The 14,261-nt window shown below is 68.6% G+C and carries 17 protein-coding genes and 1 pseudogene; 10 read left to right on the forward strand and 8 right to left on the reverse strand.

Annotated features, from left to right (window positions below):
* Positions 1–8: 8 nt before the first annotated feature.
* Both OO70_RS33790 and mca read right to left on the reverse strand, forming a co-directional pair.
* On the reverse strand, positions 9–254 hold the full coding sequence (locus OO70_RS33790) for a hypothetical protein (protein ID WP_199827463.1): 246 nt from the start codon (positions 252–254) through the stop codon (positions 9–11).
* Entirely contained in the window at positions 247–1,110 is an 864-nt protein-coding gene (gene mca, locus OO70_RS33795) for a mycothiol conjugate amidase Mca (protein ID WP_043679808.1), read from the reverse strand. The genes OO70_RS33790 and mca overlap by 8 nt, the downstream gene beginning before the upstream one ends.
* Before the next feature lie 146 nt (positions 1,111–1,256).
* Between mca and OO70_RS33800 the strand changes: the two genes are divergently transcribed.
* Positions 1,257–1,655 carry a DUF4307 domain-containing protein gene (locus OO70_RS33800; RefSeq protein WP_043679811.1) on the forward strand — a complete coding sequence of 133 codons (399 nt, stop codon included), beginning with the start codon at positions 1,257–1,259 and terminating at the stop codon, positions 1,653–1,655.
* A gap of 168 nt (positions 1,656–1,823) precedes the next feature.
* Positions 1,824–2,324 carry a transcription elongation factor GreA gene (gene greA / locus OO70_RS33805; protein ID WP_043679814.1) on the forward strand — a complete coding sequence of 167 codons (501 nt, stop codon included), beginning with the start codon at positions 1,824–1,826 and terminating at the stop codon, positions 2,322–2,324.
* 88 nt (positions 2,325–2,412) lie between these two features.
* Here greA and OO70_RS33810 read toward each other — a convergent pair whose 3' ends face one another.
* The 3 genes from OO70_RS33810 to ilvA all read right to left on the reverse strand — a co-directional run bounded on the left by OO70_RS33810 (position 2,413) and on the right by ilvA (position 5,712).
* Positions 2,413–3,270: an ABC transporter permease gene (locus OO70_RS33810; protein ID WP_043679816.1), complete on the reverse strand. Its 858-nt coding sequence runs from the start codon at positions 3,268–3,270 to the stop codon at positions 2,413–2,415.
* The gene (locus OO70_RS33815) at positions 3,267–4,298 is read right to left on the reverse strand and encodes a daunorubicin resistance protein DrrA family ABC transporter ATP-binding protein (RefSeq protein WP_043679819.1); all 1,032 of its coding nucleotides are present in this window, start codon (positions 4,296–4,298) and stop codon (positions 3,267–3,269) included. The genes OO70_RS33810 and OO70_RS33815 overlap by 4 nt, the downstream gene beginning before the upstream one ends.
* Before the next feature lie 184 nt (positions 4,299–4,482).
* Positions 4,483–5,712, reverse strand: a complete 1,230-nt coding sequence (ilvA, locus tag OO70_RS33820) for a threonine ammonia-lyase (protein WP_043679822.1) — start codon at positions 5,710–5,712, stop codon at positions 4,483–4,485.
* Between the two features lie 163 nt (positions 5,713–5,875).
* Between ilvA and OO70_RS33825 the strand changes: the two genes are divergently transcribed.
* From OO70_RS33825 to OO70_RS33835, 3 genes are all read left to right on the forward strand, one after another.
* Complete coding sequence (locus tag OO70_RS33825) at positions 5,876–6,373, forward strand: MarR family winged helix-turn-helix transcriptional regulator (RefSeq protein WP_043679825.1); 498 nt, start codon at positions 5,876–5,878, stop codon at positions 6,371–6,373.
* A gap of 111 nt (positions 6,374–6,484) precedes the next feature.
* On the forward strand, positions 6,485–6,988 hold the full coding sequence (locus OO70_RS33830) for a sigma factor-like helix-turn-helix DNA-binding protein (RefSeq protein WP_043679828.1): 504 nt from the start codon (positions 6,485–6,487) through the stop codon (positions 6,986–6,988).
* Between the two features lie 25 nt (positions 6,989–7,013).
* Positions 7,014–7,262 carry a hypothetical protein gene (locus OO70_RS33835; RefSeq protein ID WP_043679988.1) on the forward strand — a complete coding sequence of 83 codons (249 nt, stop codon included), beginning with the start codon at positions 7,014–7,016 and terminating at the stop codon, positions 7,260–7,262.
* 10 nt (positions 7,263–7,272) lie between these two features.
* Here the strand turns inward: OO70_RS33835 and OO70_RS33840 are convergent, their stop codons facing one another.
* Entirely contained in the window at positions 7,273–8,427 is a 1,155-nt protein-coding gene (locus tag OO70_RS33840) for a cystathionine gamma-synthase (RefSeq protein WP_043679830.1), read from the reverse strand.
* Positions 8,428–8,599: 172 nt separating this feature from the next.
* Between OO70_RS33840 and OO70_RS33845 the strand changes: the two genes are divergently transcribed.
* From OO70_RS33845 to OO70_RS33855, 3 genes are all read left to right on the forward strand, one after another.
* Positions 8,600–9,718, forward strand: a complete 1,119-nt coding sequence (locus OO70_RS33845) for a hypothetical protein (protein WP_043679833.1) — start codon at positions 8,600–8,602, stop codon at positions 9,716–9,718.
* Between the two features lie 131 nt (positions 9,719–9,849).
* Complete coding sequence (gene msrA / locus OO70_RS33850; RefSeq protein WP_043679992.1) at positions 9,850–10,560, forward strand: peptide-methionine (S)-S-oxide reductase MsrA; 711 nt, start codon at positions 9,850–9,852, stop codon at positions 10,558–10,560.
* Positions 10,553–10,981, forward strand: coding sequence for a hypothetical protein (locus tag OO70_RS33855; RefSeq protein ID WP_158711549.1), 429 nt, complete (start codon positions 10,553–10,555; stop codon positions 10,979–10,981). The genes msrA (OO70_RS33850) and OO70_RS33855 overlap by 8 nt, the downstream gene beginning before the upstream one ends.
* 290 nt (positions 10,982–11,271) lie before the next feature.
* Here the strand turns inward: OO70_RS33855 and OO70_RS33860 are convergent, their stop codons facing one another.
* On the reverse strand, positions 11,272–11,958 hold the full coding sequence (locus OO70_RS33860; protein ID WP_051741894.1) for a hypothetical protein: 687 nt from the start codon (positions 11,956–11,958) through the stop codon (positions 11,272–11,274).
* A 338-nt stretch (positions 11,959–12,296) separates the two neighbouring features.
* On the opposite strand from OO70_RS33860, the gene OO70_RS33865 reads away from it, so the two are divergent.
* Positions 12,297–12,890, forward strand: a complete 594-nt coding sequence (locus tag OO70_RS33865; protein ID WP_043679838.1) for a DUF4291 domain-containing protein — start codon at positions 12,297–12,299, stop codon at positions 12,888–12,890.
* Positions 12,891–12,979: 89 nt separating this feature from the next.
* Here OO70_RS33865 and msrA (OO70_RS33870) read toward each other — a convergent pair whose 3' ends face one another.
* Complete coding sequence (gene msrA / locus OO70_RS33870; protein WP_043679841.1) at positions 12,980–13,492, reverse strand: peptide-methionine (S)-S-oxide reductase MsrA; 513 nt, start codon at positions 13,490–13,492, stop codon at positions 12,980–12,982.
* A 187-nt stretch (positions 13,493–13,679) separates the two neighbouring features.
* Between msrA (OO70_RS33870) and OO70_RS33875 the strand changes: the two are divergent.
* Positions 13,680–14,147 (forward strand): annotated as a pseudogene (locus tag OO70_RS33875) (serine hydrolase domain-containing protein); the annotation flags it as partial.
* Positions 14,148–14,261 lie beyond the last annotated feature (114 nt).

Genomic DNA, 14,261 nt, shown 5'->3' on the forward strand with positions numbered 1-14,261 from the left:
CCGCCCGGTCAGCCCTGCTTGGCCTTGGGTTCGGCCGGGGCGGCCTCGGACTTTGCCTTCGGGTCCGGGGCCTCCTTGAAGTCGACCCGGTTCATCTGCTTGCTCATGGACTTCATCAGTCCCCAGACCGCCAGGGCCATCACCGCGAACACGATGAAACCGAGGACGCCGGGGGTGACCTTGTTCTCGTCGACCTCGGCGAGGGGGACCAGGTGCGTCATTGCCAGGGCTGCGCTTGAGCTCATGTCAGGCATTGTCGCGGATGCCCGCAAAGAGGTCGTCCTCGGGGAGGGAGGTATCGACGAGAGACTTCGCGAGCTCGTACTCCTCGGTCGGCCAGACCTCCTTCTGGATCTCCATCGGGACCCGGAACCAGCCGCCGTCGGGGTCGATCTGCGTGGCGTGCGCGATCAGCGCCTTGTCACGGATCTCGAAGAACTCGGCACACGGAATGTGCGTGGTGAGCGTGCGCTCACGCATCGTCCCGGACTCGTCCCAGCGCTTGAGCCAGTCCCCGTACGGCGACTCCAGGCCCCGGTCCAGCAACGCCTTGTGGAGCGCCTCGGTGCGCTGCCGGTTGAAGCCCTGGTTGTAGTACAGCTTCTGCGGCTGGTACGCCGGGCCGTACTCCCCCTCCGGGTACTTCTCGGTGTCCGCCGCGTCCTCGAACGCCACCATCGAGATCTTGTGGGTCATGATGTGGTCGGGGTGCGGGTAACCGCCGTTCTCGTCGTAGGTGGTGATCACCTGCGGACGGAAGGAGCGGATCTGCTTCACCAGCTCGCCGGCCGCCTTGTCGATGTCCTCCAGCGCGAAGCACCCCTCGGGCAGCGGCGGCAGCGGGTCGCCCTCGGGCAGTCCCGAGTCGACGAAGCCGAGCCACTCCTGCTTGATGCCGAGGATCTCGCGGGCCTCGTCCATCTCCTTCTTGCGCACCTCGTGGATGTGCTCCTCGATGTACTTGTCGCCCTGGAGCTTCGGGTTGAGGATGGAGCCGCGCTCCCCGCCCGTGCAGGTCACGACCAGCACGTCCACCCCCTCGGACACGTACTTCGCCATGGTGGCCGCGCCCTTGCTCGACTCGTCGTCGGGGTGCGCGTGGACGGCCATCAGTCGCAGCTGGTCAGTCAAGACTCAAATCCTCGTAAGTCGGCGCCCGCATGAACGGGTGCGATCGGCGGCTTCTATAGTGACCGAATCCGGGGGCGAATAATTCCGGGGGCCGACTTCAAGAGCCCCTTGCCGAGAGGACGATCATGAGTACGGCGAGTACGCGCCTGCCCGAGGGCCGCTACGGCCGCTCGTCGGACGAGCGTGCCGACCACAAGCTCAAGATCGCCGGTGCCGTCTTCGCGGCGGCCGTGCTCGCCCTCGTCGGATACTTCGCCTACCACTACGTCGTCGAGGCCAAGATCAGCGCCGAGGTGATCACCTTCCAGGCCTCGGACAACGAGGTCAAGGTGCATCTCGAGGTCCACAAGGACTCCGGGACCACCGGCTACTGCACCCTGCGCTCGCAGGCCGCCGACCAGTCCGAGGTGGGCCGCGCCGACTTCCACTTCGGCGGCTCCGCGACCCGCATCGACAAGGTCGTCACCCTGCGCACCACGGCCAAGGGCACGACAGCCGAGCTGCTCGGCTGCCACTCCGACTGACGTCACCCTCGTTACGTATGCCTTGACCTGCGTTGACGTATTTCTGACGGCTTATGTCCTCCCCCTTGGGCCGTTGAATTGTTAGGCTCGTGGTTTCGCCCTTCCATGAAGGAACATTCTTCTGGGTAGGGCGATGCTTTGTATTCCCAGTACCTACGAGGAGCACCTGTGACCCAGACCAGCGAAGACGTCACCTGGCTCACGCAGGAGGCGTACACCAAGCTCAAGGACGAGCTGGAGTACCTGTCTGGTCCCGCGCGCGCCGAGATCACCGTGAAGATCGCGGCCGCACGCGAGGAGGGCGACCTGCGCGAGAACGGCGGGTACCACGCGGCCAAGGAGGAGCAGGGCAAGCAGGAGCTCCGCATCCGCCAGCTGACCCAGCTCTTGGAGAAGGCCAAGGTCGGCGAGGCCCCGGCGTCGACGGACGGCGCGGTCGCGCCCGGCATGGTCGTCACGATCGCCTTCGACGGCGACGAGGACGACACCACGACCTTCCTGCTCGCCTCGCGCGAGTACGCGAGCGCCGACATCGAGACCTACTCGCCGCAGTCCCCGCTGGGCTCCGGCGTGCTCGGCCACAAGGTCGGCGAGGTGGCGCAGTACGAGCTGCCCAACGGCAAGAAGGCCTCGGTGACGATCCTCAAGGCCGAGCCGTACAACGGCTGACCCACGCCCACGGGACCGGCCCTGGTCCTTCGCCTTCGACGAGCCCCCGGCGGCCTTGCGGCGCCGGGGGTTTCGTCATGGGTCCTCCTCAGGCCGTGGCCGAGCGGTACTTGCGCACCGCCAGGGTCCGGAATATGAGGATGATCAGCAGCGAGTAGATCAGTGAGGCCCACACCGGGTGCACCATGGGCCAGGCGTCCGAGGGCGACTGTCCCGGGTTGGCGAAGAGCACCCGGCAGGCCTGCACGGTGGCACTGAACGGGTTCCACTCGGCGATGTGGCGCAGCCACGGCGTCATGTGGCTGGTGTCCACGAACGCGTTCGAGATGAAGGTCACCGGGAAGAGCCAGATCAGTCCGCCGGAGGTGGCCGCCTCGGGCGTCCGGACGGTGAGTCCGATCAGGGCGCCGATCCAGGTGAACGCGTAACCGAGCAGAAGCAGCAGCCCGAAGGCGCCGAGGACCTTGCCGGCGTTGGTCGAGCCGTCCGAGCCGACCCGCCAGCCGACCAGCAGGGCGACTATCGCGAGAACCAGCAGAGTCAGCGCGGTCTGCACGAGGTCGGCGAGCGTCCGCCCGGTCAGCACCGCACCGCGCGCCATGGGCAGCGAGCGGAACCGGTCGATGAGCCCCTTGTGCATGTCGTCGGCGATGCCCGCGCCGGAGCTGGCGGTGGCGAACGTGACGGTCTGCGCGAAGATGCCCGCCATCAGGAAGTTCTTGTAGTCGGTGGCGCTGGTGCTGCCGCCGATCTGCATGGAACCGCCGAAGACGTAGGTGAACAGCACCACGAACATGATGGGTTGAATCAGCCCGAAAATTACCATTTCGGGAATTCGGGACATGCGAATCAAGTTCCGCTTGGCGACGACCAGCGAGTCGTGCACGGACTGGCCCAGCGCGCTGCTCGGCGCCGCGATCGGTGCGGCATCGGTGACGGCACTCACTTCGCGGCCTCCTTCTTGTGCTTGCGGTCCTTGGTGTCCGGGGTGGCGCCGGTGCCGTTCTCCTCGTCCTTCTCCTCGGCCAGGTGGCCCGTCAGGGAGAGGAACACGTCGTCGAGGGTGGGGCGGCGCAGGCCGATGTCGTCTATCTCGATGCCCTGGGTGTCCAGCTCGCGGATGATTTCTGCGAGGAGCTTGGCCCCACCGGAGACAGGCGTGGTGATCTTACGGGTGTGCTCCTCGACGGCGGTGTCGCCCTTGCCGAAGCCGCGCAAGCTGTATTTGTCCAAGAGGGCGGACGCGATCGGGATGTGGTCGCGCTCGTGCACGACGACCTCGACGCGCTCGCCGCCGGTGCGGGCCTTGAGCTGGTCGGAGGTGCCGCGGGCGATGACACGGCCGTGGTCGACGACCGCGATGTCGTGCGCGAGGTGGTCGGCCTCCTCCAGATACTGGGTGGTCAGCAGCAGTGTCGTACCGCCTGCGACGAGTTGTTTGATGACCTCCCACAGCATCTGGCGGTTGCGCGGGTCGAGGCCGGTGGTCGGCTCGTCCATGAACATCACGGGCGGGGAGACGACGAGCGCCGCCGCCAGGTCGAGCCGGCGGCGCATGCCTCCGGAGTAGGTCTTGGCCGTACGGTCGGCGGCGTCCGCGAGGTTGAACTGGTCGAGCAGTTCGTCCGCCCGGACCTTCGCGGCCTTGGCCTTCATCTGGTAGAGCTGGCCGACCATCTGCAGGTTCTCCCTGCCGGTCAGGTATTCGTCGACCGCGGCGAACTGGCCGGAGAGGCCGATGGACCGCCGCACCTCGTTGGGCTGCTTGAGCACGTCGAGGCCGGCGACGAGCAGCTTGCCGCTGTCGGGGCGCAGCAGGGTGGTCAGACAGCGGACGGCCGTCGTCTTGCCCGCGCCGTTGGGCCCGAGCAGGCCCAGCACGGTGCCCTCGGGGACATCGAGGTCGACGCCGTCCAGAGCTTTCACATCGCCGAAGGTTTTCACCAGGCCTTCGGCATAGATGGCGCCTGGCATATCAGTCTCCACGTCGTCGGGGATTCTTCGAAAAGCCTAGGTTTGCGCATGTTGTTCCGCCTCCCGTTTTCCACAGGAGGGCGACACGAGACACACCATAACGCGATGTATCGCGTCTCTCAACGGATTTTCTCGAACGAGTGACAGGACAGGTGAGGGGAGGAGGGGCGGACGGGCTCCGACCTCAGTCGATGACCGTGTACCCGGCGTCGCGCAGGGCGTGGCCGACCTCGGCGCAGTGCACCGGACCCTTCGTCTCCAGATGCAGCTCGACCTCCGCCTCCGTGAGCCCGAGCCGCGGGTCGGTCCGGACATGGCTCACATCGAGGACGTTAGCGTCGACCACTGACAACACCCCGAGAAGCGTCGCGAGGGCCCCGGGCCGGTCCGTCAGCCGCAGCCGTACGGCCAGGTAGCGGCCCTGCGCGGACATGCCGTGACGCAGAATGCGCTGGAGCAGCAGCGGGTCGACGTTCCCGCCGGACAGCAGCGCGACGACCGGTCCCTCGAATCCCCTCGGGTCACTCAGCAGCGCGGCGACCGGGCTGGCGCCGGCCGGTTCGACGACCAGCTTGGCCCGCTCCAGGCACAGCAGCAGCGCGGCGGACAGTTCGTCCTCGGTGACCGTACGGACCTCGTCCACCAGCTCGGCGACGATCCCGAACGGCACGTCGCCGGGCCGCCCGACCTTGATGCCGTCGGCCATCGTCGCCGGATTCCGGATCGACACCGGGCGCCCGGCGGCCAGCGAGGGCGGAAAGGCCGCGGCGCCGGCCGCCTGCACGCCCACGATCCGCACGTCGGGCCGCAGCGCCTTCACGGCGACCGCGACACCTGCGGCGAGTCCTCCGCCGCCGATCCCGACGACGATCGTGCGCACCTCAGGGCACTGGTCCAGGATCTCCAGGCCGACCGTGCCCTGGCCCGCGATGATGTCGGGGTGGTCGAAGGGGTGGATGAACACCGCGCCCGTCTCATGGGCGTACTCCTGCGCGGCGGCCAGCGTCTCGTCGACCACCTGGCCGTGCAGGCGCACCTCGGCGCCGTACTCCTTGGTGGCACTGATCTTCGGCAGGGGTGCGCCCTGGGGCATGAACACCGTGGAGCGCACGCCAAGGAGTGCGGAGGCGAGGGCGACGCCCTGGGCGTGGTTGCCGGCGCTCGCGGCGACGACACCGGCGGCGCGCTCCTCGGGGAGCAGTCCGGCGATACGGACGTAGGCGCCGCGCAGTTTGAAGGAACCCGTGCGCTGGAGGTTCTCGCACTTGAAGTGCACCGGCGAGCCGACGAGCTGGGTGAGGTGCCTGCTGCCTTCCATCGCGGTCACCCGCGCCACGCCCGTGAGCATCTTCTGGGCGCCGCGCACATCGTCGAGAGTGACGGGTCGCAAGGAGTCAGCCGTGCTGTAGCTCATGACTCAAGCATCGCAGTTCACAGGGGCGTGCCGCGGCTGTGACCAAGCTCCGAGACTGGTTTGCGCAGCGCCGGTACGGGCCGCCTTCCATCCGCGTACCCTGTCCCCCAACCCAGCACCCCCTTCATGAAGCGAGCCCCCGGCCATGCCCACAACACCTGAAATGTCGATGGACATGACGACCGTCGGTGAACCCGGTCTCCTCGACACGCTGCAGCACGAGGTGGCGGTGTTCGCCCGCCGTGCCGAACAGACCCGGCTCGGCGGAGTCGGACAGGTGCGCAACTCCATGGACCGCGCCGCGTATCTGCTGCTCAACCGCCTCGACAAGGAAGGCCCGATGGGCGTCAAGGCGCTCGCCGCGAGCATGGGGATCGACTCCTCGACGGTCACCCGGCAGGTGGCCCCGCTCGTCGACACCGGGCTCGTCAAGCGCACCTCGCACCCCGAGGACGGCCGCGCGGTGGTACTGCAGCTGTCCCCGCGCGGGCAGTCGCGACTGGAGGAAGTCCGGTCGTCCAGGCGTCAGTTGATGGACGAGCTGACACACGACTGGACGCCGGAGGAGCGCGAGGCGTTCTGCACGCTCCTCACACGCTTCAACACCGCCCTCTCCGCGCGGATGGCCGTACCGGGCGCGGACAATCCGTCGGCTTCCTGACGGGTGCGGGCACGCGCGCGTGGTGTCCGACTCCCGCCTTTCGTCCCGAACTCTTGACCTCGCGACGGACCTGGCCTCAGATGAAACCGGGTCGTTGAGGCGGGAGGCGCGGTGCGAGAACGGCAGGCGTCCCAAGGCGCCCGCCGGGCCCGGGAGTTCGAGGCGTTCGTCGCGGGCGCGGCAGGGCGGCTGCTGCATGCCGCCACGCTGCTCACCGCCGAGGCGCCGGACGACAACCCGCGCGCGCGACGCCTGTTGACACTGTCCCTGGCGCACACGTACGCGTGCTGGGACCGGCTGCGCGGTGAGGACCCCTACGACCACGCCCGCCAGTGCCTGGCCGCCCGTTTCGCCCGCGCGGCCTGGCACCAGTACGGCGGTCTCGGCCGTGGCCGGCCCCACCCCGGCAGCGCACTGGGTGCCCTGGCACCCCAGGAGCGGTTGATCGTCGTCCTCAGGTTGTACGAGGGGGTCGCCGAGGAGCAGGCCGCAGCGCTGCTGGGCCTCCCCACGGAACGGGTCCGGACGATCTGCGACCGGGCGACGGCGACGCTGCTGCATCCGCCGCGCGGTCCGGTACCGCAGGTGGCGAAGGCGAAGGTGGCGCCCTCATGAGGCTGTGGAACGGGGGTACGCGCACGTGAACAGGCCCGAACGGGAGGCGGCCGTACGGCGGATCATGGACGCTGCTCCGCCGCAGATGCCGCCGGAGCTGTACGCGGACGTCGTGCGCCGCGGCGGCCGCATGCTGCGCCGCAGGAGGACCGCCCGGCGGCTGATGTGGCTGCTGCTGTGGGCGGCGATCGTGACGTTCACCGTGTGGGCGCTGATGGCCCATCCCTGGGTGGAGCCGCCGTCGGAGACGACTCCACCGCTGACGGGTTGGTGAGGCCGGGGGCTCAGCCCAGGGCCTGCTGCAGGTCCTCCAGGAGGTCCTGCACGTTCTCGATGCCCACGGAGAGGCGTACGAGGTTTCCGGGGACCTCGAGGGCCGAACCGGCGACCGACGCGTGCGTCATGCGCCCCGGGTGCTCGATCAGCGACTCGACGCCGCCCAGGGACTCGCCGAGCGTGAACACCTTGGCGCGGTTGCAGACCTCGACGGCCGCCTCCTCGCCGCCCTCGACCTGGAAGGAGACCATGCCGCCGAAGGCCTTCATCTGCTTGGCGGCGACCTCGTGACCGGGGTGCTCCGGGAGACCGGGGTAGAGAACGCGCGTCACGCGTGCGTGCCGGGTGAGCATGTCGGCGACCTTGGTGGCGTTCTCGCTGTGCCGGTCCATGCGTACCGACAGCGTCTTGGCGCCGCGCAGCACCAGCCAGGAGTCGAAGGGCCCGGCGACCGCGCCCATCGCGTTCTGGTGGTACGCCAGTTCCTCGCCGAGCGCCTCGTCGGCCGCGATCAGCGCACCGCCGACCACGTCGGAGTGGCCGCCCATGTACTTGGTCAGGGAGTGCACGACGACGTCCGCGCCGAGGGCGAGCGGCTGCTGGAGGTAGGGGGTGGCGAAGGTGTTGTCGACGACGAGCTTCGCGCCCGCGTCCCGGGCGATCTGCGCCACGACGGCGATGTCGGTGATGCCGAGCAGCGGGTTAGAGGGGGTCTCGACCCAGACGACCTTCGTCTTCGGGGTGATGGCGGCCCGTACCGCGGCCGGGTCGCTGGTGTCGGCGACCGACCATTCGACGCCCCACCGGGAGACGACCTTCGCGAACAGCCGGAACGTGCCGCCGTACGCGTCGTTCGGGATGACGACGTGGTCGCCGGGGCTGAGCAGCGTACGCAACAGGCAGTCCTCGGCCGCCAGTCCGGACGCGAACGCGAGGCCGCGGCGGCCGCCCTCCAGGGCGGCGAGGTTCTCTTCCAGGGCGGTCCTGGTGGGGTTGGCGCTGCGGCTGTACTCGTAGCCGCCGCGCAGGCCGCCGACGCCGTCCTGCTTGTAGGTCGAGACCTGGTAGATCGGCGGGACCACCGCGCCGGTGAGGGGATCGGCGGTGTTGCCCGCGTGGATCGCGAGGGTCTCGAAGTGCTGACTGATGTGCCTGTCGCTCATGGGGCCGAGCGTAGTGCGCTCGCGGGGCGGACGACGATCCGGAGGTTTTCACAGGGCGGCGCGGCCGGTCAGCGGTGGTTTTCCACAGGGCCGGGCGGCGGTGGACCGTTGTTTTCCACAGGGCGGTGGGCCGGGTTGGCCAATTGTCGGACGCGTCTGGTTCGCTTGAGGCATGGAGATTCTCTGGGTCCTGATGGCACTGCTCATGATGGGCTTCGTGCTGATCCCGTTCCTGCGGCGCAGGCGCGGGATGATCGAGCAGGTCTCGCCGGGCCACCCGGACGCCGCGGACCCGGCGACCTACGGCTTCGCGCGCGAGGAGGAGCTGGACATCCGCATGCCCGGCCCCGACCAGGACCTGCTGGACGTCCTCGACCTGGTGCAGCGCACGCAGGACTACCGCGCGGCGATGCAGCTGCTGGCCGGCACCGAGATCACGGGCGAGCTGCGCTGGCAGCGCGTGCAGGCCTTCGCGGGCGCCGCCTCGCTGGAGCTGCAGCAGCGGCCCGGCGGGGTCAGCGAGACGCCGGGCGGGCAGTGGCTGCGGGTGTGGCGCGCCGAGAACCCGAAGGACGCGGGCGGCGCGGCCGTGCACGCGGAGTTCCTGGTACAGCAGGCGTGGCGTACGTCGACGCGGGGGACGGACGAGTTCCGGATCATCATGGAGGAGGCACGGGACGCCTGCGGGCAGGCGGCGCTCCTCTCCCCCGGTGACCCGGTCCCGTACATCGTCGAGCTGTCGGTAGCGCGCGGACTGACGTATCCGCAGCCGGAGTTCGAGCAGCTGTGGCTGAAGATCCTGGACCGCGCACCGGCCCACATGGGGGCGCATCTGGCGGCCCTGCACTACTGGTGCGAGAAGTGGCACGGCTCGCGCGAGCTGGCGAACGCGTTCGCGGAAGCGGCCGCGGCCCGTGCCCCGCAGGGCTCCCTCCTGGCCGCGATGCCGCTCTTCGCGGTCTTCGAGCACATTCCCGAGGTGAACCTGGTCAGCAGCTTCTACCAGAGCGAGGTCGTGGAGAAGGCGATCCATGGCGCCCTTTTCGCCGTCCACGCGGCCCGCCCCGACGACCCGATGCTGGCGCACGTCCGCCATCTCCTGGTCTTCTTCCTGGTCCGCGCGGAGCGCTGGTCCGAGGCGATGAACCAGCTCATACACATCGACGGCCATGTCGGCGCCCTCCCCTGGACCCTGTCCCCCGACCCGGCGGCCGAGTTCGCGGTCTACCGCGCGCTGGCGGTGGCGGGCTACGAGGCGAACGGCGGAAGCCCGGCGAGCCTGCCGCGCTGAGGTGCGGACGGGGGGAGCGGCTCGACTGGGCGCCGGGACCGGGACGGTCGTACTCGAAGGTGCACCGGAATTCCCGGAAGCCCCCGCCCGTTGACAGTCCGGACCCACCTTGAGGCCCGATGGGAGACCGCATGTTCCTGCACAGTCGTACCCCCCAACTGCCGACCCGCGAGCAGGCTCTGCAGGGCCGACCGGAACCGATGTTCACGGTCCTCGACCGCCACACCGTTCTCGGCACCCCGCTGCTCGGCCCCTACCCCGAGCACTTGGAGATCGCCGACTTCGGCCTGGGCTGCTTCTGGGGCGCCGAGCGCACGTTCTGGCGACTCCCGGTGGGCGTGTGGACGACCTTGGTCGGCTACCAGGGCGGCTACACCGAGAACCCCGCCTACGAGGAGGTCTGCTCGGGCCTGACCGGCCACACGGAGGCGGTCCGCGTGATCTACGACCCGAAGCTGATCTCGTACGAGAAGCTGCTGAAGACGTTCTGGGAGTCCCACAACCCGACCCAGGGCTTCCGCCAGGGCAACGACGTCGGCACGCAGTACCGCTCGGCGATCTACCCCCACACCCCCGAACAGGCAGCCGCGGCAGAAGCCTCCCGCACGGCCTACCAGCGGGTCCTCACCGGCTCGGGCTACGGCACCATCAGCACGGAGATACTGCCGGCGGAGGGGCGGGTGTTCTATCCGGCCGAGGGGTACCACCAGCAGTACCTCGACAAGAATCCGGCGGGGTACTGCGGGATCGGCGGGACCGGGGTCAAGCTAAGTGACCCGTTCGGGACGAACTGGGGGGCGTCTTGCCCGACAGGCATCACACCCGCTCCGACGGATGACTGAGCGCCCGCCGGCGTCCGTGTTCGGTGATCGCCGTATCGGCGAGTTCAGCTTCAGGGAGCACCTGGAGCTGATCCGAAAGCGACCCGGCATGTACGGCCTGGACGGTTCGTACGGCGCCTACGTCACGTACCTGCATGGCTACGACGCAGGTACTCGCGACAGCGCGCTGCTCGGCTTCAGGGAGTGGCTACTTCTCAAGTTGGGCCACCACAGCAGCTTCGTGTGGTCCCGCCTCGTGACGGAACTGGTACTGCCGGAGGCATCTCCTGGCCGGGGCTACAGCGACCTGGACGAGAAGCAGAACAGCGTGGTTGTCGAGGCCCTGTTCCAGCTTCTTGGAGAATTCCTCCATGACCGTGACGCAGAGCGAGACGGCTTGAGGAGCATCTTCCGCGACTACGCGCTCCATTTCCGGGAGTGATCCCTGAGCCGCGAGACCCCGGCGGCTCACCCGTCAGGCTGAGCACCACGTTCCGCGGCGATCGTGCGCACAGCCCGTGGGCACGCCGCCCACCGCGCTCCGTCTCGCGTGCGCACGACCTTCACAGGTGGCTCTGCGCAAGTCCTGCCATGCCATGTACATCTAGCTTCCCGAAACGACACGCTTTCGGGGTCGAGGCTTTCGGGAAAGTCCGGCCATTCGGCAACTGACGTCATGGCACGACGGTAGTGACTGCCGACGCACTGCGCATCAGCCCAGGGGTGACCCCGCTATACCTGCAAGGGCTCGTCAGCCGTGTCCGGCGACGGGCCGACGGACACGGCGAGATACCGGAACTCTCCCCCTGCTCCGTACAGTTCGGAATACGGCTTCCAATCGAGCGGATATGCTCCGTTCAACGTGCACGTGTTCGCCTTGTAGGCGCCCTCGGCCCAAAGCAGCGTGCCGACGAGCTCACGCCCCTGGTGGATCCTGAACTCTCGATCCCGAGTCTGTCCGCGGCCGACGCCCGGCGGAGTCCATAGAGATGCGTCATTGGTCAGCATGATGGCAAGACCGTTCTGGTCGGACCGGCGACAGAAACGCTCCAGCCTCGCTATGTCCCGCACGAAGTGCAGGCGAGCGAGGTCCGCGGCGCCATGCCCCTTCAAGGCGTAGTCCTCGGCGGGAGTTCCCACCGTGCCCGTCCATCTGCGGGTGAAGTACTTGAACTCGATCGCGGTGCGGGCCGACGGGCCGATGCACAGGAGGTCCAGATGCTCGGTGCTGTCCCCTGCCCACTGCGGTACCTCAAGCCTGGAGTGCACATCCGGCGACAGTTCCCAAACGGCCCGCGCGAAGCTGTGTTGGAGATCGGCTTCGGAGTGGAAGACCGGTCTGTGCCTGCCCAGTTGCGCGATGACGGCGCCGAGTGAAACGCGCCCGGCGACAGTCCAACTGCCGTCAATCGATGACATGACCACAGCGCCATCTAAGTGGCTCCTCGGCTGAATTCTCAAGCAGCAGCAACACCGCACTGCCATTCGGCATGCAGCAACGGCAGACACGGCAGCACGGACTCGGTGAGACCAGAGTCGAGCTGAGTGAACCGTTCGAGACGAACTGGGAGCGGCCTGCCCGGCCGGCGCAGCTCTGGCATCGGAAGTCACAGGCAAGTAGCGGTGTTGACCCCGGTCTGAAGAGGGCGGCCGTGGCGCCGGCACCCAGCGTGGTGCAGCGGCAGCAGTTCTCGTCGCAGCCAACGGCGGTCGAAAATCAGTGGCCCACTGAACCGGCCGACCCCACGCTGTACGCCATGGAACAACCGCAACACAGGATCCGTGCGGCCTACTCGGAGTCCGTGATCACCGTCTACCAGGCGTACTCCCCTGAGATCGGCCTGCGCGCTGTCCGTGACGGCCGTTTCCCCGCCGCGTGGAAGCGGGACAGGATGACATGGATCAAGCCGTCGTTCCTGTGGATGATGTACCGCTGCGGCTGGGGCGCCAAGGCAGGGCAGGAGACCGTCCTCGCTGTCGAGATCAGCCGTGACGGCTTCGAGTGGGCACTGCGCAACGCGTGCCTGTCGAGTTACGTCCGCGGGGTGCACCCCGACCGAGCCACCTGGCAGCGTCAGTTGAAGCGGGCGCCCACCCGCGTGCAGTGGGACCCCGAGCGGGACCTGCGCCTCCAGCCCCTGCCGTACCGGGCCCTGCAACTGGGGCTCTCCGGTGAGGCCGTACGGCGCTACGCGGACGAGTGGACGGTCGCCATCCGCGACGTGACCCCGCTCGCCCACGATGTCCACGCCCTCGTCAGCCGTGGTGAGTTGGACTCCGCCACGCGGCTGTTGCCCCAGGAACTCCCCTATCCCGCTGGAGAGGAACACCTTGCCCACCTCCTGGGATGACGGGCCGGCTCACCCCGCAGTCACGAGCGCGGCCCGGCCGCGGAGCGTCGGCCAGTAGGCCTTCGCTCCGCCGTCGCGCCGTCTCGTCGTCAGCTCTCCGTGCGGGTCGGCAGGCGCCAGCCCGGGCGGGGGAAGTGGCAGGTGTAGCCGTCCGGGTAGCGCTGGAGGTAGTCCTGGTGCTCGGGCTCGGCCTCCCAGAAGGGGCCGACCGGCTCCACCTCGGTGACGACCTTGCCGGGCCACAGGCCGGAGGCGTCCACGTCCGCGATCGTGTCCTCGGCGACGCGCTTCTGCTCGTCGTCGACGTAGTAGATCGCCGAGCGGTAGCTGAGGCCGATGTCGTTGCCCTGGCGGTTCTTGGTGCTCGGGTCGTGGATCTGGAAGAAGAACTCCAGGAGCGCGCGGTAGTCGGTCTTCTCGGGGTCGTAGAGGATCTCGATGGCCTCCGCGTGCGTGCCGTGGTTACGGTACGTCGCGTTCGGCACGTCTCCCCCGGTGTAACCGACCCGGGTCGCCGTCACGCCCGGCAGTCGACGGACCAGCTCCTCCATGCCCCAGAAGCATCCGCCCGCCAGTACGGCCCTCTGCGTCTGCGCAGCCATTGCGACCCTCCAATTTCTGTCAGCTCGGTGACTCGGGCTGCTCGGCTCGCACACGGCCGGCATCCGATGCCCACTGTCCTCAACGCACGAGGGTTCCAGGCGATTCCGTGCCCGCCTCCGCGCCGGTGGCCTCGCCCCGTTCCGGCCGCCGGAAACTCGGTTGCCTCCCGCCTACCGATGCGGGCCAATGCCTCACATGGCTGACATGGCTGACGCGGCTGGTATTCGGGGCTCGTACGACGATCTGTTCACCGCCGTGCGACCCGGGCCCGTGGTGGACGTGTGGGGTGGGTTCGTCGACGCGGAGCGAACGGTTCCGTTGGAGCGGGACACGATCGTCAACGTCTATTCCGTCACCAAGACGATGACGGCACTGTGCGCGCTGATCCTGGCCGACCGCGGCGAGCTGGACGTGGACGCGCCGGTCGCGCGGTACTGGCCGGAGTTCGCGGCCGCGGGCAAGGGCGGGGTGCTGGTGCGGCATCTGCTGTCGCACACCGCGGGCCGGCCCGACTGGTTCGGCTCCGTCGAGGAGATCTACAACTGGACGGCCGCCACGGCCCGGCCGGCCGCCCAGGCTCCGGAGTGGGAACCGGGCAGCGCGGCCGGGTACCACTCGCTCACCCAGGGTTTCCACGTGGGCGAGGTCGTACGCCCGAGGCATGGAGATCATCATGTCCGTCTACGACGGCCTGAAGGGTCTGGGGGCCTGACCCCGAACGCCGTAGGCGGTAGGCCGTAGGCCGTTCATCTGACGACGTCCGTCGCC

This window comes from Streptomyces xylophagus (assembly GCF_000716435.1).
Taxonomy (GTDB): domain Bacteria; phylum Actinomycetota; class Actinomycetes; order Streptomycetales; family Streptomycetaceae; genus Streptomyces; species Streptomyces xylophagus.

Excerpts from the sequence above, each read along its gene's own strand:
- OO70_RS33790 (WP_199827463.1), bottom strand. The coding sequence starts at position 254 with ATGCCTGACATGAGCTCAAGCGCAGCCCTGGCAATGACGCACCTGGTC.
- mca (WP_043679808.1), bottom strand. The coding sequence starts at position 1,110 with ATGGCCGTCCACGCGCACCCCGACGACGAGTCGAGCAAGGGCGCGGCC.
- OO70_RS33800 (WP_043679811.1), top strand. The coding sequence starts at position 1,257 with ATGAGTACGGCGAGTACGCGCCTGCCCGAGGGCCGCTACGGCCGCTCG.
- OO70_RS33815 (WP_043679819.1), bottom strand. The coding sequence starts at position 4,298 with ATGCCAGGCGCCATCTATGCCGAAGGCCTGGTGAAAACCTTCGGCGAT.
- ilvA (WP_043679822.1), bottom strand. The coding sequence starts at position 5,712 with ATGAGCTACAGCACGGCTGACTCCTTGCGACCCGTCACTCTCGACGAT.
- OO70_RS33825 (WP_043679825.1), top strand. The coding sequence starts at position 5,876 with ATGTCGATGGACATGACGACCGTCGGTGAACCCGGTCTCCTCGACACG.
- OO70_RS33840 (WP_043679830.1), bottom strand. The coding sequence starts at position 8,427 with ATGAGCGACAGGCACATCAGTCAGCACTTCGAGACCCTCGCGATCCAC.
- OO70_RS33845 (WP_043679833.1), top strand. The coding sequence starts at position 8,600 with ATGGAGATTCTCTGGGTCCTGATGGCACTGCTCATGATGGGCTTCGTG.
- msrA (WP_043679992.1), top strand. The coding sequence starts at position 9,850 with ATGTTCCTGCACAGTCGTACCCCCCAACTGCCGACCCGCGAGCAGGCT.
- OO70_RS33855 (WP_158711549.1), top strand. The coding sequence starts at position 10,553 with ATGACTGAGCGCCCGCCGGCGTCCGTGTTCGGTGATCGCCGTATCGGC.
- OO70_RS33860 (WP_051741894.1), bottom strand. The coding sequence starts at position 11,958 with ATGTCATCGATTGACGGCAGTTGGACTGTCGCCGGGCGCGTTTCACTC.
- OO70_RS33865 (WP_043679838.1), top strand. The coding sequence starts at position 12,297 with ATGGAACAACCGCAACACAGGATCCGTGCGGCCTACTCGGAGTCCGTG.
- msrA (WP_043679841.1), bottom strand. The coding sequence starts at position 13,492 with ATGGCTGCGCAGACGCAGAGGGCCGTACTGGCGGGCGGATGCTTCTGG.